At 62.5% G+C, this 20,833-nt stretch carries 20 protein-coding genes; 9 read left to right on the top strand and 11 right to left on the bottom strand.

What is annotated here, in order from left to right:
- The first annotated feature begins 43 nt into the window (after positions 1–43).
- From BB28_RS20415 to BB28_RS20385, 7 genes are all read left to right on the top strand, one after another.
- Positions 44–1,393 (top strand): ABC1 kinase family protein, encoded by a 1,350-nt coding sequence (locus BB28_RS20415; RefSeq protein WP_046256021.1) that lies wholly within the window; start codon positions 44–46, stop codon positions 1,391–1,393.
- Positions 1,394–1,494: 101 nt separating this feature from the next.
- The gene (locus BB28_RS20410; protein ID WP_046254820.1) at positions 1,495–2,496 is read left to right on the top strand and encodes an alpha/beta hydrolase; all 1,002 of its coding nucleotides are present in this window, start codon (positions 1,495–1,497) and stop codon (positions 2,494–2,496) included.
- Complete coding sequence (locus BB28_RS20405) at positions 2,493–3,350, top strand: SDR family NAD(P)-dependent oxidoreductase (protein ID WP_046254819.1); 858 nt, start codon at positions 2,493–2,495, stop codon at positions 3,348–3,350. Before BB28_RS20410 ends, BB28_RS20405 begins: the two co-directional genes overlap by 4 nt.
- On the top strand, positions 3,347–4,897 hold the full coding sequence (locus tag BB28_RS20400; protein WP_046254818.1) for a flavin-containing monooxygenase: 1,551 nt from the start codon (positions 3,347–3,349) through the stop codon (positions 4,895–4,897). The genes BB28_RS20405 and BB28_RS20400 overlap by 4 nt, the downstream gene beginning before the upstream one ends.
- A gap of 175 nt (positions 4,898–5,072) precedes the next feature.
- On the top strand, positions 5,073–5,717 hold the full coding sequence (locus tag BB28_RS20395; RefSeq protein ID WP_046256020.1) for a hypothetical protein: 645 nt from the start codon (positions 5,073–5,075) through the stop codon (positions 5,715–5,717).
- Complete coding sequence (locus BB28_RS20390) at positions 5,714–7,285, top strand: flavin-containing monooxygenase (RefSeq protein ID WP_046254817.1); 1,572 nt, start codon at positions 5,714–5,716, stop codon at positions 7,283–7,285. The genes BB28_RS20395 and BB28_RS20390 overlap by 4 nt, the downstream gene beginning before the upstream one ends.
- Before the next feature lie 14 nt (positions 7,286–7,299).
- On the top strand, positions 7,300–7,839 hold the full coding sequence (locus BB28_RS20385; RefSeq protein ID WP_046256019.1) for an SRPBCC family protein: 540 nt from the start codon (positions 7,300–7,302) through the stop codon (positions 7,837–7,839).
- A gap of 3 nt (positions 7,840–7,842) precedes the next feature.
- Here BB28_RS20385 and BB28_RS20380 read toward each other — a convergent pair whose 3' ends face one another.
- The 11 genes from BB28_RS20380 to BB28_RS20330 all read right to left on the bottom strand — a co-directional run bounded on the left by BB28_RS20380 (position 7,843) and on the right by BB28_RS20330 (position 18,792).
- Positions 7,843–8,652 (bottom strand): hypothetical protein, encoded by an 810-nt coding sequence (locus BB28_RS20380; protein ID WP_046254816.1) that lies wholly within the window; start codon positions 8,650–8,652, stop codon positions 7,843–7,845.
- Between the two features lie 3 nt (positions 8,653–8,655).
- Positions 8,656–9,462: a hypothetical protein gene (locus BB28_RS20375; RefSeq protein ID WP_046254815.1), complete on the bottom strand. Its 807-nt coding sequence runs from the start codon at positions 9,460–9,462 to the stop codon at positions 8,656–8,658.
- Complete coding sequence (locus BB28_RS20370; protein ID WP_046254814.1) at positions 9,459–10,535, bottom strand: MlaD family protein; 1,077 nt, start codon at positions 10,533–10,535, stop codon at positions 9,459–9,461. Before BB28_RS20370 ends, BB28_RS20375 begins: the two co-directional genes overlap by 4 nt.
- On the bottom strand, positions 10,532–11,566 hold the full coding sequence (locus BB28_RS20365; protein WP_046254813.1) for an MlaD family protein: 1,035 nt from the start codon (positions 11,564–11,566) through the stop codon (positions 10,532–10,534). Before BB28_RS20365 ends, BB28_RS20370 begins: the two co-directional genes overlap by 4 nt.
- A complete protein-coding gene (locus tag BB28_RS20360) occupies positions 11,563–12,810 on the bottom strand; it encodes an MlaD family protein (protein ID WP_046254812.1) in 1,248 nt (415 codons plus the stop codon). The genes BB28_RS20365 and BB28_RS20360 overlap by 4 nt, the downstream gene beginning before the upstream one ends.
- Positions 12,811–12,818: 8 nt before the next feature.
- Complete coding sequence (locus BB28_RS20355; RefSeq protein WP_046254811.1) at positions 12,819–13,841, bottom strand: MCE family protein; 1,023 nt, start codon at positions 13,839–13,841, stop codon at positions 12,819–12,821.
- Positions 13,838–14,851: an MlaD family protein gene (locus BB28_RS20350; RefSeq protein ID WP_046254810.1), complete on the bottom strand. Its 1,014-nt coding sequence runs from the start codon at positions 14,849–14,851 to the stop codon at positions 13,838–13,840. Before BB28_RS20350 ends, BB28_RS20355 begins: the two co-directional genes overlap by 4 nt.
- Positions 14,848–15,936: an MlaD family protein gene (locus tag BB28_RS20345; RefSeq protein ID WP_046254809.1), complete on the bottom strand. Its 1,089-nt coding sequence runs from the start codon at positions 15,934–15,936 to the stop codon at positions 14,848–14,850. Before BB28_RS20345 ends, BB28_RS20350 begins: the two co-directional genes overlap by 4 nt.
- Before the next feature lie 3 nt (positions 15,937–15,939).
- The gene (locus BB28_RS20340; protein WP_030096459.1) at positions 15,940–16,818 is read right to left on the bottom strand and encodes an ABC transporter permease; all 879 of its coding nucleotides are present in this window, start codon (positions 16,816–16,818) and stop codon (positions 15,940–15,942) included.
- Between the two features lie 2 nt (positions 16,819–16,820).
- Complete coding sequence (locus BB28_RS20335) at positions 16,821–17,783, bottom strand: MlaE family ABC transporter permease (protein ID WP_046254808.1); 963 nt, start codon at positions 17,781–17,783, stop codon at positions 16,821–16,823.
- Between the two features lie 349 nt (positions 17,784–18,132).
- The gene (locus BB28_RS20330) at positions 18,133–18,792 is read right to left on the bottom strand and encodes a TetR/AcrR family transcriptional regulator (RefSeq protein ID WP_046254807.1); all 660 of its coding nucleotides are present in this window, start codon (positions 18,790–18,792) and stop codon (positions 18,133–18,135) included.
- 291 nt (positions 18,793–19,083) lie between these two features.
- Between BB28_RS20330 and BB28_RS20325 the strand changes: the two genes are divergently transcribed.
- Together BB28_RS20325 and BB28_RS20320 are read left to right on the top strand one after the other, a co-directional pair.
- The gene (locus tag BB28_RS20325; protein WP_030096462.1) at positions 19,084–19,779 is read left to right on the top strand and encodes a TetR/AcrR family transcriptional regulator; all 696 of its coding nucleotides are present in this window, start codon (positions 19,084–19,086) and stop codon (positions 19,777–19,779) included.
- Between the two features lie 186 nt (positions 19,780–19,965).
- Positions 19,966–20,820, top strand: coding sequence for a metal-dependent hydrolase (locus BB28_RS20320; RefSeq protein WP_046254806.1), 855 nt, complete (start codon positions 19,966–19,968; stop codon positions 20,818–20,820).
- The last annotated feature ends 13 nt before the right edge of the window (positions 20,821–20,833 follow it).

The raw sequence follows: 20,833 nt of genomic DNA, 5'->3' as shown, positions 1-20,833 counted from the left end.
CGGCGAACCAGTTGACAACGAGGCCAACGCAACTCGAGCTGGCGTGCCGCTGCGTGCGAAGAGGGCGGCGGCGCTGGGCAAGGTTGTCGCCGGTCACGCCGTCCGCTCGGCGATAACGACGGCGATGAAACCGGTCTCGGCGGACGTTGCGGCCCGGCGGGACGCCGATATTCTGCGGTTCGCCGACGACTTGGTGGCCGTCGCGGGCTCGATGAAGGGCGCCGCGCAAAAACTTGGCCAGCTGCTTTCTGTGGTGGACGTGGGTATCACATCCAAATCGGCCAGAGACGAGTTCACCGCCCGGCTTGCACCCCTGTTCGACAATGCCCCAAGGATTCCCGACGAGACGATGCACGGGGCGCTGGAACGTGAGCTGGGTGAGCTGCGTGCCCGGATCGTGAGCCTCGACCCGGGTGCCATCGCCTCGGCCTCGATCGGCCAGGTGTACCGCGGCCAACTTGACGACGGACGGATGGTCGCGGTCAAGATCCAGTACCCGGATATCGCGTCCAAGGTCCGCGCGGATCTGAAGAATCTGCAGCTGGTCACCAAGCTGGCGGCGAAGAAGATGCCCGCGAGCAACACCCAGGCCATCGTCGCGGAGGTACAGCGGCAGATGATCAAGGAAGTGGATTACCGGGCCGAGCTAGCCCACCACCAGCGGATTTTCGATACGTTCCAGGGGCATCCGGCATGGCGCATCCCCGAACCGATCGCGCAATTGTGCACCGAGCACGTCCTGGTGACCGAGTACCTCGACGGTATGGCCTTCGACGGCCTCGCCGAACAGGATCAGCCGGTGCGGAACCTGGTGGGGGAGGCGATCTATCGCTTCTACTGCGGTGAGATGTACCGAACCGGATTCTTCTGCGCGGATCCACATCCCGGCAACATCATGCTGCTTCCCGATGGGCGGGTCGGTTTCGTGGACTTCGGACTGTGCATGGATATGGATTACGAGGACGCCGAGGTGCAGCGCAGGGTGTTTCGGGCGCTGCTCTCCGGGGATGATGACCAGGCGTTCGAGCTTGCGGTGGCCGCGGGATTCCTGGCAGACCCGGAGGCCATGGAGCGAAGCGCCGCCACCGAGTACATCCGCGCGGTCAGTAGCTGGCATCTCGGAGACGGGATCTTGCGGATGACGCCGGATATCGCGCGGCGTTCGGTTGCCGATGCCGTATTGCCCTCGTCCAGGTTCTACGACGGCATCCGCAACCAGCGTCTCGTGGAGACGCATGCGATGGCGCGGCGCACCGAAATGTGTGTGGCCGCACTCCTCGGCAGGCTCGGCGCAGAGGCGCCCTGGTCGGCGATTGCGCGCGAGTATCTCGGCATGGCCGACACCGCCACCCCCATGGGGCAGGCCATAGAAAGCTGGGCTCAGCAGCGATAACAGTCATCTCGGGGTAGGTGGGAATGCCGTCTTGTATTTTTGTGAATGGCATGTCAGTCTATAAAACACCTACCCGTGTTCGAGATCACCGAGGAGCGCCGATGACGGCCAATGTGGTGCCGCTACATCCGGAGCGTCTGGAGCTCACTCGCTCCGAGCGAGGCTCTCTGACGGTTCTGTTGCGATTAGGACGGTTGGCCATCCGCCTCTTCGCGTATCCGGTGATTGCACTGTGGGCGCGCTTTCCGCATTTGCCGTGGCCGTACCGAGTCATCGACCTCGCGGCGATCGTGCTGCGGCCCGTTCGGGGAGTGCGTCGTGTCCGGGTGCGACTCACGCACTGCGAAGCCGAGCTCATGTCTGCCGGAGGCGGTTCGTCACACGGTGCCATGCTCTTTCTGCATGGCGGGGCATTTGTCGTCGGCGGACTGAACACGCACCGCAGGCTGGTCTCGCGCATTGTCACGAGCGCGGGCGTCACGTCGCTTGCCGTCAACTACCGCAAGCTGCCCGGGCACTCGGTCTCCTCGGCGGTCGAGGACGCACTCGACGGGTACCGGTACCTCATCGACATGGGCTACCAGCCCTCGGAGATCGTCATCGCCGGCGATTCCGCGGGTGGATTCCTTGCTCTGGCCGCCAGTCTGATCGCGCAGCGTCGCGGACTGGAATCACCCGGCGCTCTCGTGTGCATTTCACCTCTGGTGCAACGTGACCCGGCAGGAAAGCTGGTGCTGGCCGCGCAATCTAACGACCCGTTGTTCCCGCGGGCGGCGTTGATAGCCATGGAGCGCCTCATGATGTCGGGGGAGACGGCTACCGCTGGGCTCAGGGTCCTCGACAGTTTTGTCGAGGGCGCCGCGGCCACGCTGGCTTGCCTACCGCCAACACTTCTTCAGGTGGGCAGTGACGAGATCCTGCGCCCTGACGCCGAATTCGCGGCTGCTCGGCTCGCCGAGGCCGGAGTGCCTGTCGAACTGCAGATATGGAGGAATCAAGTGCACGATTTCCAGATCGCCGCGGATGTGCTCCCCGATGCGAGGGCGGCCGTGGGGGAGATCTCGGCATTCGTCAGGGCTCATGTTGGACGGCGGGACGCATGAAATTCACCGAGATTCAGATCGACGGCGCCGTCGCGTTGGTCACCGGCGGCGCGCGCGGTATCGGGCTGTCTATCGCACAGCGGCTGGCGCGTGCGGGCGCTCGGGTGGTCATCGCGGACCTCGACGGTGACGCCGCTGTTTTGGCGGCGCGGGAGATTGGTTCGGATGCAAGAGGTTTCGCGCTGGACGTAGGCGAGTCCGATGACTATCGGCGTGTTGTCGCCGAGGTTGAGGACACCGTCGGGCCCATCGATATCGTGGTGAACAACGCGGGCATCATGCCAGTGGGGCCGCTGCTGGAAGAGTCCCGGGGAGTGGCCGAGGCGACGATGCGCGTCAACTTCTGGAGCCACTACATCTCCTATCAGGTGCTCGCCCCGCGGATGATCGCGAGGGGCAGAGGACATTTCATCAACGTGACATCGGCGGCGGGAGCCATTCACTCACCGGGCCTGGCCAGTTACGTCGCCTCGAAGCATGCCGCCACCGGGTTCGCGCGCAGCGCCCGCGAGGAGCTGGTCGGTACCGGCGTGACTATCTCGACGGTCATGCCGGCGGCGGTCCGTACCCAGCTCGTCGACGGTATTCCGTTCAAGTGGTGGGAGAAACTGGGCATCATTCCTCCCGGCTGGGTGGCCCGCGATGCGGTCGGGACCGTGCGCAATCGGCCGGCGGTGGTCGGATCCCCGAGGGGTACGGTCCTCGCGCTGCGGTTACAGCATCTGATTCCCGAGTGGCTGTGGCTGTTGGGCCGCCGGGTCGTGAATGCGGACAGGACGGTCGGACCCGTGGACCGGAGCGCCCGTAGCGAGTATGACGGCCGAATCGACCGACAGGTCGAGGCGACGATATGAGTACCCCCGAGCACGAGACCGTCATCATCGGCGCCGGGATCGGTGGGCTGGGTGCCGCCATCGGATTGAAGCGTGCCGGCCTCACCGATTTCGTCATCCTGGAGCGGTCCGCGGGCATCGGTGGCACCTGGTACAACAACCACTATCCCGATGTGGCAGTGGATGTCCCGGGAATCGTGTACCAGTTCTCCTTCGCGAAAAACCCCAACTGGTCCCGTACTTTTCCCAAAGGCCGGGAAGTGCAGCAATACATCGCCGGGCTGGTCGACCAGTACCGCCTCAACGACCACCTGCGGTTGGGGCACGAGGTCATGAAACGGGTATGGGACGAGGACAACCACCTGTGGCACCTCACCCTCGCCGATGGCCGGGTCATCACGTCCAGGTTCGTCATCACCGCGGTCGGCGCATTTGTCGAGCCGAAGGTGCCTGATATCCCGGGCCTAGATTCCTTCGCGGGCAAGGTGATCCAGACACAGAACTGGGACCACGACTTCGATCTGCAGGGTAAACGGGTGGCGGTGATCGGCACCGGCGCAACCTCGGTTCAGCTCATTCCGCAGATGGCGCGGGTGGCCTCCCATGTGGACGTCTACCAGCGCCGGGCGATCTGGGTTTTCGCCAAGCCCGACTTCCCGATACCGCGTATCGCACGCTGGGCGTTGAAGTACGTACCGGGCCTGCAATCCCTGATCCGGGGGATCGCCGCCGCCGCGGTGGAAGTCGGCCTGGTAGCGATCACGGTATACGGCAAGCAGATTGCGCCGATAACCCTCATCCCGAACTGGGCCTGCCGGGCATTTCTGTTCAGCCAGGTCCGCGATCGCGAGTTGCGCAAGAAGCTGACACCTCAGTATGGATTCGGGTGCAAGCGCCCGAGTGTCTCGAACATCTACTACCGCACCTTCACCCAGTCCCATGTCGACCTGGTGACCGATCCGATCGCCAAGATCACCCCGGCGGGGATCGTCACGGCGGACGGCGCGCACCGCGATATCGACGTCCTGGTTCTGGCCACCGGGTTCGAGATGTCGCAGAGCCCCGAGGTCTACCGCGCCCGCCCCGTCAAGGGGCGCAATGGCTTTGATCTGGCCGAATACTACGAGAACAATCGTGCCAGGGCGTATGAGGGTGTCACCATGCCCCAACTGCCCAACACCTTCATGGTTTTCGGGCCGTTCGCGTGGAGCGGCAGCTCGTGGCATGTGATGGTGGAAAACGCGACGCGCATCGCCGTGCGGGTTATCACCGAAGCACGCAAGCGTGGCGCCACCGCCTTCGCGGTAACCGAAGACGCCAACAACCGGTTCTTCGATTTCATCGCGCCCAAGGCGGAATCGACGCTCATGCACGGGCGGGCGTGTGTCAACGCCAACTCCTATTACATCGACCGACATGGCGACTTCTCGTTCCTGCGCCCCACCACGGCGTACCAGTCGACGCGTGCGAGTAAACGCTTTCCGCTCGATGACTTTCGCTTCGACCGATTGCCGGTGGCGGGTGATCGCGCCCCTGTGGCCGAAACCACTGCCGTGCAGGTGAACTAGCCAAGCCTTCGAGAAGGAGACCCGTGTCCATGCCGCTTTTGATGGGTAACGCTGCGATGTCCAATAGGGCGGCCCGTTGAGGGGGAACCAACGTCACGCCGTGGCGGCGTCGGAGGGGGTCCGGGCCGGACTGGCGCGATTAGACCAGTCCGACCCGGGCCATGCGGCGGATCTGATGTGGCAATGGCTCGATGAACTGGGCAAGGCAGGGGACCTCGCAGCATTAGAGGCGGTCTTCCTGATGGGGACCCCGCTGGAGGGCGCAGACGGCCTGACGCAGGCCAGGTACCTGGCCAGTCCGTACGGCCGACTGGTCGATTCGCTGTTGCGATGGGGTCTCGGACGCTGGTGGCAGGGGCATCGGTTCTTCGACGGTGGCCGGTGCGGAATCTCGAACACGCACCGCGAGTTCCGTTGGGTGTGGCGCCTGATGTTCCCCGGCTATCCGCGCCCTGCGGGGTGCCGTGGGGAGGAGGTATTCGATTTCCGCACCGTGATCATCGAGGACTCGAAGACGCCGGGGCACTGGATTACCCTGCTGGACTGGCATCTTCCGCCGGGAAAGATGAATCGTGTCGTCACCGCCGCCGCGCTGCCCCTGGTGCGGTGGTTCGTGTGGGACCTCACCCGCAGCGAGTTGGTTGCCCTGGCAGGCGGGCGCGTCATCCTGGCCAGGATCCCGGTGCGGATTCCCTTCGGACGCCGGTGGCGGACCACAACGTTCTACATGCACAAATGGGCGACCGGAGGCCCGCCGCTTTCAACGCCGGAATTGTCAGTGAATAGTCCGTATCGGACATCGAGTGAGGAGTCCTCATGACCACATCAGTTCCCGATCATCACGTCGTCGTGATCGGTGCGGGTATCGGCGGCTTGTGCGCCGGGGTGCGCTTGCAGCAGGCGGGTATCGAGGACTTCGTGATCCTCGACCGGGCCGCGGACTTGGGCGGGACCTGGCGCGACAATGTGTATCCGGGGATCGCCGTCGACATTCCGTCGGTGATTTACCAGTTTCCGTTCTTCCGAAATCCTAAGTGGTCTCGAGTTTTTGCGCCCGGATCCGAGGTGCAGGCCTACCACCAGCAGGTCGCCGAACGGTTCAATCTGCGGCCGCACTTCCGTTTCGGCATCGACGTTCGCAACGAGGAGTGGGATGAGGAGAACCACTGGTGGCGCCTGAATCTCGCTGACGGCTCGCTGATCACCGCGCGGTTCGTGATCTCGGCGATCGGTCCCTTCTTCGATCCGAAGCAGCCCGGCATCAAGGGGCTCGAGAACTTCTCCGGTACCCGCGTGACGCCCGTACAGTGGCTGCCGGAGCACGACGTGCGGGGCAAGCGTGTGGCGGTGATAGGCACCGGGGCGACCGGCGTCCAATTGTGCGGTGCCATCGCCGACGAGACCGAATCGCTCGTGGTGTTCCAGCGGACACCCGTCTACTGCATCCCCAAACCCGACTTCCGGATCCCGGTGATTGCCCAATGGGCGCTTCGTATCCCCGGATTGTTCTCGTTGATTGAGTGGGGGGCCCTGCTCGGTGGGAGCCTGGGTCTGTGGTTCCTGATTCACACCCCGGGCGCGGTGATGCGGCCGCTGATGCGGTGGTTCGATGCCGCCGGGCGTGCACTGTACGGGGCGTACCTGCGTGCGGTGGTGAAGGATAGGCAGGCCGCACAGGACCTTCTCCCGTACTTCGGGCCGCTGGGGAACCGGCCAACTCTCAACTCCGCCTTTCCGCGGGTCTTCAACAAGCCGCACTGCTCACTGGTCACCACGCCTATCGCCGAGGTCGTTCCCGAGGGAGTCAAGACCTCGGACGGGACAGTGTATGAGGCAGATTTCCTCATCACGGCAACAGGTTTCGATCTGTTCTCCGAACCCGCCTCCTACAAGCGAGGGCGGGTGACCGGCGCGGGTGGCCGTGACCTGGGCGACTTCTTCAATAGTCGCGGTATGCAGGCGTACGAGAGCGTCTCGATCACCGGCTTCCCCAACCGCTGGATCATCGTCGGCCCCTACTCCTGGACCGGCAACGGCGGCTGGCATGGGCTGGCGGATACGGCCGTCACTCACATCGTCCGGGCCATCTCTCTGGCGGGAGAACGTGGTGCCAGCCGTATGGAAGTGCGCCAGGAGGCACTGGACCGTTTCCACCAACTCATGCTGCGCAACGGGCGGAACCTGAAGTACTACTTCACGGAACTCAATCGAGGTGTGCGGTCGTACTGGAAGAACGCCGACGATGATGTACCGCTGTTGCGCCCGACCACGACCCTGCAGGCCCGTCGGGCGGCGAAGAAGTTCCCGGCCGATGACTACGAGTACGCGCAACAGAATCAAAGTGTCGATTCCACTGTGGTCCTCAATGATTCACAGGTGGTGGTCTGAGGGTGGGATGGCCGATGCTCGCCCCCAAGTATCGGATCCCGATGTCGACGGACGATTCCGCGTTCGAATCGGCAGCGATCGTGCTGCGCACCTCCCACACCTTCGATGCGCCACGTGGGCAGGTGTGGGCGGCGCTGGACAGTGACCATGCCTGGTCATGGCTGCCCTTCGGGTGCGGTGTGCGCTATGACGAACCGTGCCGGCGAGTGGGTATGGAGCGAGAGATGGGCACCGTGTCGGCACCGTGGCGGTTCCTGTGGATCCAGCGAGAGAGATTCTGGCGGTACGAGGCTCCGCATCGGCTCACCTACTCGGCGGTGGCGGGAACCTGGCCCCTGTTGCAGCTATGGGCCGAGGATTACGTGCTGACCAGCACTTCCGACGGCTGCACCGTCGATTGGACGGTGGCGATAACCCCGCGTTTTGTTTCCGGGTTGCCCTTGCGCTGGCTCCAACCCCTGCTGCGGGTGGTCTTCGCGTGGGGTTTCCGGCCGGGTATGCGGTCGCTTATCGCGCTGCTGGAAGACACGGACGTATCCCGGGATGCGGTGTAAGGCTTAGCGGCCCTGCACCCTTCTGTTGGTTTCGACGCGCTCGGCATCCGGCCAAATCGACTTGGCCGCAGGGGAATCACAGAACACCGGCGAATCCTGCCAGTCCATGTCGATGGCGCCCAGGCCGGACTGCTTGTGCACCATGCAGCTTGCGGTGAGCACCTTGCGGGTATTCAGGTCGACCTCTTCGGCAGTCATCGTCAACGTGATGATGTGGGTGTAGCCGGCCGCGGTGGGTAGGTAGAAATCCAGATCGCGGCTGGAGAACGCACCGCTGTTGACCACGATGTACCCGTCGCCACTGGGATAGATGGCCTGTCCGAACATCTGGACTCGCTCGAAGTGGGTGGTGTTCTTCTCAGCCCGCCAGACGGAAAATCGAGTGTTGACAGCACCATTCATGACCCGGGTAGAGATCGGAATGATCATCTCGTCGCGGCCGTCTCCGTCGATGTCCTGCAGCCCGGCCGGTGAGGGGCTTGATGGCTCCAATAGCTCGTTCACTTCTTGCAGCCTGTTCCCGGCGGCGTCCTTGATGGTTACCCGGGCCGACAGCGGCGGGTAGTCCGGTGCGTCCTTGTTGTCGGGGTGCGGGCGCCAATACTCGACATCGAAGGTAATCCCGCTGCCGTCGGCCGCAGACAGCCGGCAATCTGTATGTGCCTTAGGACTATCCGGGACGATCGTGGTGGCCCTGCTCGGGCACGGCGGCAAAGCAGCCCGTGCCACGGCCACGGGATGGACCGTCTGCGCCGAAACCAGTAGGGCGGCAGCAGCTATACCCGCGCCCAGACCACCTATGTGCCGGGACATTGCCTACTTCTGACCGGGGAGCGTGGGCAGCGGCGGGAGGGCCGGCGCGGGCGCCTTACCGGGCGCGGGTGCCGTCTCGTCGGGAAGCAGCTTCTGGTCGCCGGGGTGCATGATGGTGCCGGTCGAGTTGGCGTTCTTGGGGCCGATATCGGTCACCTGCCAGCTGTCGCCATCCTTCTTGACCGTGATCTGCAGAACCAGTGTGGTTGCCCGCGGTTCCGGGTTCTGGACGTTCCGGGTGGTCTGTCGGGTGGTGACCACCACCTGGTAGATGCCGTTCTGCTGGGCAACGGCATCCGCGGCGATGATCTCGCCCTTGGACGTCACCTGGGCCTGCAGCATGATGGCCTTGAGCAGCTTCTCGGCATCGTTGTACTTGTTCTTCAGCGGTTCTGCCGCGTTCTCTTTGACGTTCTTGAAGAAGCCGTCGGGGTCTTCGAAGCTATAGGTGAGCGATTTCATCGCGTACGTCGACGCCGCGTCGGTGGCCGCGGTGCGTTCGGTGTCGCCGGCGCGGGTGGCGGCGAGGGCATCGGACAACTTCTGATACTGCCAGCCGCCGAGGACCGCGCCCACTATTCCCAACGCGAGCAGACCGAAGGTGATCCACTTCCAGATATTGGGACCGCTATCGCTTTCGGCCGGATCCGTTTCTTGTTCAACGACCTTGGCCCGCTTTACCCGCTTGAGCTTCGGTTCCGCGACAGATTCGGTCTCGGCGGAATCGGTGGTGGACTTCGTCTCCGATTCCGCTAGCTCATCGGGATCTGCGTCATCGAGGGTGAGTGTGCGATCGTCGATGTCGGTCATGATCCGGGCCTTCCTGCTGTTGCCGTTTGTGGTGCCGATGTGGGTTTGGGTGCCGGTGGTGTGGCAGCCGGCCGCGATGGCTGAGCTGATCCCGGCTGCGGTGTGTCGGGCTGGGGCCATTCGGGCACCCCGAGATGGATGCGTAGTCCGCCTTGGTTGTTGAAGGTGGAGTCCCAGAAGTCCAGCCAGTGCCCGGCGTCCAGCTTGACGTCGCGCAGCGGGGCGACGATGGGTTCGAGGACCGTCGCGAATTCCGACATCGGTTCGGACAGTGCGTTGATGTAGTCGAAGAGCTTTTCCACCAGATCCGTCAGGGGCTTCCCATCGCCCAGGCCCGCTTCGACGAGCGGTTCGAGCTTTTCGATGACCTTCACCAGGGACGCCAGGCCTTCGAGGCTGCCCGGGATGGTCTTGGCGGACTGCTTCAAGATGTCGCCGGCCCGGATCTCACCGAGCCCGTTGGTCAGGGTCGATGTGTTGCCGATGACCTCGGCCAGGTAATGCTTGTCATCCTTCACCATCTGCGCGAACAGCCGTGCCGTGGTGGCCAACTGATCGATGGTCTTGGTGTTGTCCACGAATCCGGCCGCCACATTGTTGAGCGTGATTTCCAGGTCGTCGGCGTTCATGGCCTGCATCAGTGCGTTGCCCTTTTGCAGGAGATCACTCACGGTGTAGACCGGTGCTGCCTTCGACGCCGGGATCACGGCGCCGTCGCTGTAGTAAGGGGGTTCGATGCGAGCAGGTTTGAACTCCACGTATTGCTCTCCCGCGGCCGAGAGATTCTGGACGCTCACCTTGCTGTCGACGGGAATGGGGTAGCCGCTGTCGAGGGCCATCGAAATCGCCAACCCTGACGTGGTCGCCTGAATGTTGGTGACCCGGCCGACTTTGATGCCCCGGAGGGTGACCTGGGAGGTGGACATCAGCCCGCCGGAGCTTTCCAGCATGAGCGTCATGTGATTGGTCTTGTTGGTGGAGGCGATGTCCAGGACACCGAACGCCATGTAGACGGCGCCCACCAGAGAAATGATCGAGAGCACCGCGAGAGTGAGTAGGACATTGAGCCTCATCGCACCAGCCCCATCGTCTGCATGTTCCGGATGACCGAATCGGCGCGTTCCCCGGGGCTGACTCCCAATGTGCCATCGGGAGTTTGGATGTCGGTCACGGTGTACTTGGGGCCGCCATCCTTGAAGAACGGGATGATCCGGTCACGGATGGTTCGGACCATCTTGTCGCCGAGCACCGGAATGGTGGTGTCGGCGGTCGAGGCGCTGTGGATGAACGGCGTGAGATAGGACAGGATCTGCATGAGGTTCGGGTAGTCCAGGATCTGGGCGATCTGTCGTCCGAACTCGGCACCATTGATGATCAGATCACTAAGACTCAGCACGACTTTGGCCAACGAGGGCAACTTGCTCGGTCCCTCGGTAAGGAGCCGTCGGTACGTTCCCTTGTTGGCGCGGAAGGACTCGCTGACGGCTTGCATATTGGTCAGGATCTTGTTGAGGGTGTCCTGATTGTTGGACAGGTCATTGATGATTCCGGCCAGCGCGCGGTGGATGCGGTCAAGCTCCTCGGGCGGAGGGAAGGAACTGTTCATGTTCGCGACGGTGGTCTGCATCGTGTTGAGGCTGCCCCCGCCGATGAGGTTCGACATGGATCGCATGAGATCTTCGACGTTGGCCGCCGGCACGGTGTTGGCCAGGGCGATGGTGTCGCCATCCTGCAGATGTGTCGGGGCCGGATCGGTGGGCGAGATCATGGCGATGTAGATGTCGCCGAGCACGGTGGCCTGCCGGAGTTCGGCCTTGACGTTTCGCGGGAACTTCGCGCCGCCGTCGATATCTACATATACGACGGGGGTTGTGCCCTTGAGTTCCACCCGATCCAACAGGCCCACCTGCACGCCACCCGCGTCGACCTTCGCCCGTCCGGGCAGATTGAGCACGCTGGAGAATTCGATCTTGAGGCGGTAGGTGTTCTTCGGTATGTACGCGCCGGGCATCGGCATCTTGGTGGGATCCAACGCCTCCGTGGAACACGCCGGGACCACCGCGAATGCCGCGGCGAACAGGACGATCAGTACACGTCGAATCATGACAGTGCCGCCCCCATGATCAGATTCGTCAAACCGAGGGTCACGGGATCCGAGGCGGTGCCCGGTGCACAAGCCGCCTGGGAACCGGGGGTGTTGCGGTCGCGCAGGTTCTGGCAGATGGCGCTGGCCTGCTCGGGCGAGATGGCAACGCGCGGAGGAACATAGGTGACACCGTGGGTCTTCGTGTTCGGCAGGTAGATGTCGTCGGCCAGCCAATTGATCACCGGTGGCAGGGTGTTGAAGAACGTGAGGATATGCGGGGTGTAGGCGTTGAGGATGTCACGTATCCAGGGCACCAGCTTGTCGAAGACGTTCTTGTAAAGCCGGCCGGCGGCGCGCTGCACCATGCCGTTCAGCGTCGGAAGGAGCGTGGTCAGGTAGTCGAGGCCGACCGAGAAGTTCTCCGAAATGCCTTCGATCAGGCGGGCGGTATCGGGTAGGGAGGCGACCACACCCGCGAACTCGTTCCAATATTGCAACCAGTTCGAGGTGACGATGGCGCTGTTCTCAAATAGCTGCCGGTAGTCGGCGTCGGCCTTGTAGGGATCGCCCACCATCGTGGTGAGGCTGTTGAGCATCTCCTTGAACCCGGGGCCGACGCCGTCGAGCGATCGAGCTGCCCCCTTGAGAGTTTTGTTAAGTGCCTGCACGCCAGGCGAGTTCGCCGGGTCCTGGCCAGGCGCTGCTTGCATCAGGGTATCGGCGAGTTCGCCTATGGCGGAGAACGACTCGGTGACGGTCACCGGAGTTCTGGTGTTCTCTGTCGAGATGCATTGATCACCGGCGAATTTGGGTCCCTCGCTCCATGAGCGGGTGAGTTCGATACTGCGGTTGGTGATCACCGACTGTGAATAGCTGGCTGCGCCGACATCGGCGGGCAGCTCCATGTCTTGTGGAATGTCGAAGTCGACCTCGACGTGGTCGGGCTTGTTGGTGACGGCTGTCACGGTGCCGATCTCGACACCGAGAAGCAGGACCTTGTTGCCCTTGTACAACCCGGATCCGTCGCGGAAATTCGCGCAGAGCGCTCGAGTGTCGTCCAGGAACGGGATATGGGCGTTCCCCAGGTACGGCATCACCATGTTTTTGACAGCGGGAAACACAGTGCGCGCGCCGAAGATCCCGGCAACCGCCACCACCGCGACAAGTACCACGCCGACGGCGCTCACCAGACCCGCGCGTGCGGCGGGACGCATACCCGCAAGACGGGTCCGAATGCTGCTGACAAATGCTGGCTGTGTCATCAAGGGCCTCAACAGAACCTGAAGAAGTGCGGTAGGCAGACGTCTTGCCCGGGGATCACCCGGTCGTTCTCGTTGATGGTGATGCCGTTGCCGCTGAGCATGGGCAGGACAATCCCAACGAGTTGGCCCCATTGTTCGGCGGCCTTGCCGAGCTTCTCGGGGTATTTGGTGAGAGTGTCGACGATGTCGTCGAGGCCGTTGAGCATGGGCTCGTAATCGCGTGCGTACGCCGTGAAGAACCGATTGAAGAGCCGGAAGAGGTCCCTCAGCAGTACGAACACCTCGATCAGGTCAGTCGTCGACTTGCTGTATTTGGCACCGAGTTTGGACAGCATGGTGACGATGGTGGCGAGCTGTTCCTTGCCCGTCTTGAAGGCCCGCAGATACTCATTGGCGTAGTTCAGCGTGGCGTGAAAATCCTCGGTGGTGGGCTCAAGCGCTTTGATGAGTGCTTGCGACGACTGAAAGAAGTCGCGTAAACCATTGGGGTACTTGTCGACTGCGTTCGCCACTTCCATCAGGCTGTCGTGGATGACCTTGGCGTCCACCTTCTTCACCACGGGTGTGAACTTCTGGAACAACTCGTTGATCTCGAAGGGGACACTGGTGCGCTCGGGCGGAATGGGTGTGTTGCCCAGCGGCGTGCTGCCTTCCGGGTAGAGGGCCAGATAGTGCCCGCCCAGTGGAGTGAGCATGCGAATGTCAGCACGGGACTCGGATCCGACCGGGACCGAATGATCCACCGTAAAGACGGCCTTTACCAGTGATTTATCGATGCTGACGGTCGATACCTTGCCCACCGAAATCCCGGCGATGCGCACGTCGTCGCCGGCGCGCAGCCCTCCGGAAGCCCGCAGATGCAGTGCGTAGGTCTTCATGCCGCTGGTGTTGACGAAAGCGACGCCTGTTGCGGCCAGCACCGAGGCGATGACCAGGACCCCGATCAGCCCGTTGCGGCGATTACGCTTGGCTGCCTCGTGCTCGTCGAGGATCGGATTGTTTCGAGTGAAGATCTTCTTGAAGAAGCTCATTTACACACCACCAGATCCTGGTTGGCGAAGGACACTTCACCGATACCGGGCATTTTGACGATCCCGTTCTTACACTCGAATGCGGTGGGGGGCGCTGTTTTCTCCTCGATCAAGGCGTCACGCATGCCCTGTACCAGGTCTGGTATCAGCGATAGCCCGGCCATGATGGTCGGTGTCCCCGGTGTGGTGCGGCTGGCCACGTCGTACAAGGGCAACTGTGCGCCATCCACCGTGTTCTCGATGTACCGCAGCATGCTGACCGATCTGCGCAGCACCGGCAGTGCGTCCGCGCCTGCCCTGTTGAACTCGTCGGCCTGCTTCTCGAACGGTGCCAGCACATCGTTGAGGTCGTTGATCAAGTAGAACAGTTGATCTGAGGTGCCGCCCAGTTCCTTGGAGACATCACCCAGATTGGTGATGATGGCCTGTAGAGCGGCCTGACGATCGACCGAAAGCTTAAGCACGGCATCGATATCCCGCAGGATCGGCCCGATGCCACGCTGGTCGCCCTGGATGAGCTGCAGGATGTTCTCGGTCAACCGGTTGAACTGTGCGGGGTCGAGTGTTTCGAATATGGGGCGAAAACCATTGAACAGCTTGGCAATATCGAAGGAGGGAATGGTCTGGCCGAGCGGTATCGTCGCGCCGGCCGCCAGCGGTGCACTAGGTGTCGGCGCTTGCGCGATCTCGACGTACCGCTGACCGACCAGGGACTGGTACCGGATTGCCACCGTAGTGTTCTGGTAGAGCGGATGATCCGTCAGCACGTTGAACGTGACCCGTGCGTTCTTGCCGTCCAGGTGAATCTTTTCGACCTTGCCGACCTGTACGCCGGAGATGCGCACATCGTTGCCGATGATGAGCCCGGAGGCATCGGTGAACAGCGCGTCGAAGCGGCGGACCGGACCGTTCACCGGGGTGCGCAGGGCATTCACGATGATCAGGGTCAGCACCACTGCCACCGCGAGAATCGCGGTGAGGCCCGTCATGAGAAGCGCAATCCGTTTCATCGCTGCCCTCCAGCCGACGGTCCGGGGGCGGGGCCAACGGCGGCGGCCGCGTTGGCAGCCTGCCCTTCAGGCACCATCGGCAACGCCGCGCCGAGCCCGGGGGCGGTATCCATGATCAGCTGCACGTTCAGGCGCACCTTGCCGTTGTCGACGGGGAATGCGGCAGTGGTGCGATCGAACAGACCGTTGAGCCGGTCGTACGCCGGAGCCAGGCTGCCCAGGAAATAGGTATAGGGGACAGCGAGATCCATGATCGATCGAATCAGCGGAACGAGCCAGTCGTTGTTCGTGTGCAGTCCGTCGCCTGCCACTTTCAGCAGATCCGACAGGGAGTCGAGTGCGGCGGTCGCCCGCTCGGTGTTGCCCGGACCCACCATGAAGTTGAGGCTGTCCAGCAATTTGTTGGTAGATCCGATCACGGGGACGAACTCGTTGGTCCCTTCGATCAATGAGGCCATCACATCCAGTGTTTTGGAGAAGGGCACCTTCTGGGTATCGGCGATCATCGCGAACAGGTCCCAGAATGACTTCACGACCGGACCGGTCAGATCGGCATGGCGCTCGAACGTCGCGATGATCGCATTGAATTCGCGGGTGTCCAGGATCGCGCCCAGGCGCTGACCCATTCGGAGGAATCCCGTGATGGACGCGGCCTGGACATCGCTGCTGATCTCCAGCACGCCCCCGGGTTTCAGCGGTTCGCCGACGCCGCTGCTGACGAGTTCGACGGCGGCGGTGCCGAAGATGTTCGATGACGTGAACTGCGCCTTGGTATCTGACGTAAGTGCCTTGGCCTGTCGGCCGTCGAGGATCACGGTCATCCGTTGCTTGTTGTATCCGGTGGTCTGCAGTGACTTGACCTGCCCGATGTTGTAACCGCGGTACTTCACCTCGCCGCCGGGGCCCATGCCCTCGCCGATGGTGTTGGTGATGAGCGTGAGCTCGAATGGTTGTCCGTAGCTGCCGATTCCGGACTGATACAGCGAGTAGCCACCTGCGGCTACGACCAGTGCCAGGGCAAGCCCGCGCAACTTGAGCGCCCCGGGGCCTGCGGCCCGTCCGCTCGGATCTTTATAGATGGCCACCCATTACCCCGATATCTGAATTCCAGGATTGTTGCCCCAGAAGAGCAACGTGAGGAGCATGTCGAAAAGGACGATCGCGACCAGGGAGGCTCGGATGGCGCGACCCGAGGCCATCCCAACCCCCTCGGGACCGCCGCCTGCGTAATAGCCCTGATAGCACTGGATAGCGATGATGATGACGACGAACACCACGGCCTTGATCACCGAATAGAGCACGTCTATCGGATGGACGAATGAGTCGAAGTAATGCTTGTACACGCCCTGTGACTGATTGTGGACGAAGAACACCATGAAGGCGCAGGAGCCGTAGGCCAGCAGCAAGGTCAGTACATACAGCGGGACGATGATGATGACGCCGGCGATCACTCGGGTGGTGACCACGAACGGAATGGATCTGATGCCCTGAGCTTCCAGCGCGTCGATCTCCTCGGAAATACGCATGGCGCCGATCTCGGCGGTCATCCGGCATCCCGCCTGTGCGGCGAATCCGATGGCGGCGATCATCGGTGCCATTTCCCGGGTGTTCACGTAGGCGGAGATGAATCCGGTGAGAGATCCCATGCCCACCATGTCCAGGGTCGAAAAGCCAACGATCCCAACAGATGCGCCCACCGCGATGCCCATGAAGACAAGCACGCCGATGACCCCGCCGCCGACGATGATCGAGCCGTTGCCCCAGGTCATATCGACGAGCAGGACACCGGTTTGTCGTCGATAACGCTTGAGGGTCTGCGGTATTGCGGCCAGCACCAGGCCGACGAACGTGATCTGGTGGCCGAGGTGTTCGGCGGAGCCGCCTGCCCCCTTGGTGAAGTTCCAGATCGACCTGGCGGCTGCGGGAAGTTCGTCGGGGAAGTACCGGGCCGGACGGGACGTCGCCATTCTCAGCCCACCTTCGACGGCATGAACATCGCGACGATCTGGGTGATCACGGTGTTGAGCACCATGACGGTGACCACGCCGATCACCACGGTGGCGTTGACGGCATCGGCGACACCTCGTGCGCCGCCCTTGGCCTCCAGGCCGCGCTGGCAGGCCACGAGGATGACCACGACACCGAACAGCCAGGTCTTGAGAACCGCGACGGTGACGTCGTTGACGTTGGCGAACGCGGCGAACGAAGACAGGTAGCTGCCGGGCGTGCCGCCTTGAAAACCCACGTTGACCAGGTAACCGGCGAAGATGCCGACGAAGATGATGAAGATGCACAACAGCGGTGACACGAAGAGAATCGCCGCCAGTCGCGGGGTTACCAGGCGCTGGACGGGATTGACACCCATGACCCGCATGGCGTCGACCTCTTCGCGGATGCTTCTGGCACCGAGGTCGGTGGCGACGGCCGAACCCGCCGCTCCACCCAGGAGTAGGGCGGCGACGATGGGTGCGCCCTGCTGGATCACGCCCAGGCCACCGGCCGCACCGGAGATGGACGAGGCACCGACCTGCGAGATGATGCTGCCTGCCTGAACTGCGACGATCACACCGAACGGAATCGACACCAGGATCGCCGGAACGACCGTGACCGTCAGGATGAACCAGGACTGGATCACGGTGTCCTGCCACGGATGGCGCAGCCGGACGATGTCGCTGATAAGAAACGCGAAAGATTGCGCCACCAGATCGACATAACGTCCGAGCGTTTTCAGCATCGAATCGGTCTGGGAGATCACATATTCAGCGGGGCGCCGGACGATTCCAGGGGCCCGATCGAGTAGCTGGAACGCTCCGCCGGAGGGAGATTCGGGCCCGCCGTCCACGCTCGATTTGCTGTCGGATCCACCATCGCAGTCTTCGAACCAGTCCACCGGAGCGGACTCTGCCCGCGTCTCGGCCACTACTTGACTCACGGCTGAGTTCAACAGTGGCTCCTTTGGCTTCTCATTTCGGGCCCGACCTCGGCGAACAGCCCGCCTAATGGACAACTGTGTAACAGTAGGTATCTAGTACCCCACATCACAGTCGGTGGCTTAGTGTGGTGTAGGTCATGGTCCATGTCAAGCGCGGGGTTGCCGCGATCGTCAGGTCGTAGCGTGTGCCCGCGCACGCGGGCGTGCCCTGCATCCCGGTTGGGGCGCAGTCATGACGAGGCTGTCGGAGGTCCCCCGACCCGGTCCTCTAGCAATTCACTGGTTCAGTGGTCAGTTTATTGGCTAGGGCAGAGGCTAGCGGAGGTTCCAGATCTTGGGACGCGAATTGTCAAGAATTTGCGAGTGCGGGGGGAATGGTCGTGATCGACCGCACCAGCTCGATAAACGAGTCGATGTATGTCTCGCGCGCATCGCCTGCGAGCTCGCCCCGGACGGCCTTGAGAGTGGCCGCCATCGACAACCCGGTGATGGCATGCGCCAGGAAGGTGGCGTCGACGGCCGAGGTGATGGTGCCGTCGGCGCGGGCCTGCTCGATGATGGTGATGTTGACGGACTCGATGAGGTCGAGGATGCCGAACATGCGCTTGGTCATCGCCGAGTCGAGCAAGCCCTCACGCAGGATGACCTGCATAATCTCTGGGCTGTTGTCCAGCATGTCGAACAGGCGGGTGAATACCGTGCGCAGATGCTGTTCAAAGTCGCCCGCGTTGCCCGACAGGTCGCTGGTGTCATTCACCGCGGCGAGCGTTCTCTGGAAGTAACTGTCGATCACCGCGTCCAGCGCATCGCGTTTGGTATCGAAATACAGATAGAACGTGCCCCGGCCGACGCCGGCGCGCTGGGTGATGTCGGTGATGCTGGCCTTGTGGTAGCCCTTCTCGGCGAACTCCAGTGCGGCCGCCTCGGTCAGGGTGCGCTGGCGTTCGCGTGCACGCTGTGGGTTCGGCGGGCGGCCCGGTCCTCGCCGGTCTCCGTTGGTGCTGGCCACGCGAACACAGTAACCACTCCTGGCAAATATTTTGGTAAATGCACTAACTTGCCGTCTCGCATTCGGGCGCAGTCACAACCAGCTTCATTAGCTGAACTCTATGTCGGATAAATATACCGAGGTGGGGTAGAGATGGTCTATACCTTCATCTAGGGTGCACGATCTCGTTGCGGTAGCCGCATTATTTGCTGGCGGTTTGCCGAGGGTCACTTGTCACGATCGGTCATGGCGAAGATCGGTCCTCCTACGTGGTGCTATGCGCCTCGGACGCCCAGCTATTCGGTCTACGATGTGGGCGTGTCAACGCAGGTGTATCCCGATCGCGGCCTTCCTGAGCTGACTGGTGATGCGCGCGTCGACCGGTGGCGTGAGCACCGTGCGAAGGTTCGCGCGGAATTGGTCGAAGCCACCCTGAACGCGATCGACGAACTCGGTCCCGACCTCTCGATCGACGACGTCCTGAAGTCCGCCGGGATCTCCCGGCCCAAGCTGTATCGCTTCTTCACCGACAAAGAAGCCCTCTTCGCCGCGGTGGCGATGCGCGTTCAGGAATTGGTTGTCGAGCGATTGGTCTCGAACATCGACTTGTCCGTCAGTCTGCTGGAACTTTTCCGCTCCGGGCTGGCCGGCTATGTCGACCTCGTCGATGAGCGGCCCAACCTCGTGCGGTTTCTGCTGAGCGTTCAGTATGCGAATGCGACGTCGCTCATCGAGAGTGGGCGCCCGTTGTCCGATGCCATTGCCCAGCTGGTGGGGTCGGTCTTCAGCTCCCGTGGCGGCAACGCCGATCACATCGAGTACGTGATCGACGCGATGCTGGCCTCCACCGGTATCGCCGTACTGCGCTGGTTCGATGAGCCGGTCATCAGCAAGGAGACCCTCGTCGACGAGCTGGTGGTTTACGTGTGGGGTGGGCTCGCGGCATCGGCCAAGGCCCGTGGCGTCGAGCTGAATCCGGACGAACCCGTCCTCGTACCTGCCGAATAGCTTCCGGCCCTGTTCCAGGGCGCGTTCTTGTGTTCTCCTGCTGGGCCGATCGCTGATCGGCCCAGCGTTGTGTCGCACCCATTTCATCCGCCGTGGCGTATTGCGCCCCATGCCGCCGCCGTCCTATGGTGTACTCCAGGTAGTACTTTGAGTACTAGTAACTTACCGTCACAAGGGAGTGATGACATGGTGAGCCCAGCTGCGGCGTACCCCAAGACTCGGCGGATCAGATTTCGTTTCGGCGATGACGGCAATGCCCATAAGTACTTCGTGGAAGACGACATCGTGTACAGCCACTTCGTCGCGGGACTTTCCGGAGGCTTCCCGCCGGGGGAAGAGGGATTCATCCGTTCGGTGCGCAAGTTCTCTGACCAGATCACCGATCCAGTGCTCAAGAAGCGTGTCGCGGGATTCATCGGGCAGGAGTCGGTACACGGGCAAGAGCATCGCCGGGTCAACGAGAAGCTGGTCGAAATGGGCTATCCCATCGCCTGGTGGGATTCGCAGAAGCAGATTGACCGGTTGATCAGGTTCGAGAACATGCTCCCCGCCCACGCGCATCTGGCGTTCACGGCGATGGCCGAGCACATGACCGCGATCCTCGCCGAGCGGCTGCTGGGAAGCGATGAGGTGCAGGCCATTCCGGGTGATCCCGAGGTCTGGCATCTGCTGAACTGGCACGCTTTGGAGGAACTGGAACACAAGTCGGTGGCCTTCGATGTGTATCGGGCGGTTGGCGGTACCGAGACGATGAGGATCGGGCTCACGCTGGCCGCGATGACCATCGTCCCGCCGCTGACACTCGGCATCCTGGCGGGATCACTGCTGTCCGATCCGGTCGCGCGGCGTCAACCGCTTCGACTGCTGAAAGAAGCGCGCGGACTTTTCGGCGGGCCCTTGTTCAAGGGAATTCTGGGCGACGTCCGCAAGTATCTGCGACCGGGCTTTCATCCCGACGACATCAACACCGATGAACTGCTGGATCGTTGGCAGAAAGAGCTTTTCGGCACTGAGGGCATTCTCGTCGACCATCTCAAGTAACCCGCGACACGTC

Source organism: Mycobacteroides chelonae CCUG 47445 (genome assembly GCF_001632805.1).
Classification (GTDB): domain Bacteria; phylum Actinomycetota; class Actinomycetes; order Mycobacteriales; family Mycobacteriaceae; genus Mycobacterium; species Mycobacterium chelonae.
The sequence above is the reverse complement of the archived record's forward strand: the minus strand, read 5'-3'. Positions and strand labels throughout refer to the sequence as shown.

Excerpts from the sequence above, each read along its gene's own strand:
- BB28_RS20410 (WP_046254820.1), top strand. The coding sequence starts at position 1,495 with ATGACGGCCAATGTGGTGCCGCTACATCCGGAGCGTCTGGAGCTCACT.
- BB28_RS20405 (WP_046254819.1), top strand. The coding sequence starts at position 2,493 with ATGAAATTCACCGAGATTCAGATCGACGGCGCCGTCGCGTTGGTCACC.
- BB28_RS20400 (WP_046254818.1), top strand. The coding sequence starts at position 3,347 with ATGAGTACCCCCGAGCACGAGACCGTCATCATCGGCGCCGGGATCGGT.
- BB28_RS20395 (WP_046256020.1), top strand. The coding sequence starts at position 5,073 with ATGTGGCAATGGCTCGATGAACTGGGCAAGGCAGGGGACCTCGCAGCA.
- BB28_RS20390 (WP_046254817.1), top strand. The coding sequence starts at position 5,714 with ATGACCACATCAGTTCCCGATCATCACGTCGTCGTGATCGGTGCGGGT.
- BB28_RS20385 (WP_046256019.1), top strand. The coding sequence starts at position 7,300 with ATGCTCGCCCCCAAGTATCGGATCCCGATGTCGACGGACGATTCCGCG.
- BB28_RS20380 (WP_046254816.1), bottom strand. The coding sequence starts at position 8,652 with ATGTCCCGGCACATAGGTGGTCTGGGCGCGGGTATAGCTGCTGCCGCC.
- BB28_RS20375 (WP_046254815.1), bottom strand. The coding sequence starts at position 9,462 with ATGACCGACATCGACGATCGCACACTCACCCTCGATGACGCAGATCCC.
- BB28_RS20370 (WP_046254814.1), bottom strand. The coding sequence starts at position 10,535 with ATGAGGCTCAATGTCCTACTCACTCTCGCGGTGCTCTCGATCATTTCT.
- BB28_RS20365 (WP_046254813.1), bottom strand. The coding sequence starts at position 11,566 with ATGATTCGACGTGTACTGATCGTCCTGTTCGCCGCGGCATTCGCGGTG.
- BB28_RS20360 (WP_046254812.1), bottom strand. The coding sequence starts at position 12,810 with ATGACACAGCCAGCATTTGTCAGCAGCATTCGGACCCGTCTTGCGGGT.
- BB28_RS20355 (WP_046254811.1), bottom strand. The coding sequence starts at position 13,841 with ATGAGCTTCTTCAAGAAGATCTTCACTCGAAACAATCCGATCCTCGAC.
- BB28_RS20350 (WP_046254810.1), bottom strand. The coding sequence starts at position 14,851 with ATGAAACGGATTGCGCTTCTCATGACGGGCCTCACCGCGATTCTCGCG.
- BB28_RS20340 (WP_030096459.1), bottom strand. The coding sequence starts at position 16,818 with ATGGCGACGTCCCGTCCGGCCCGGTACTTCCCCGACGAACTTCCCGCA.
- BB28_RS20320 (WP_046254806.1), top strand. The coding sequence starts at position 19,966 with ATGGTGAGCCCAGCTGCGGCGTACCCCAAGACTCGGCGGATCAGATTT.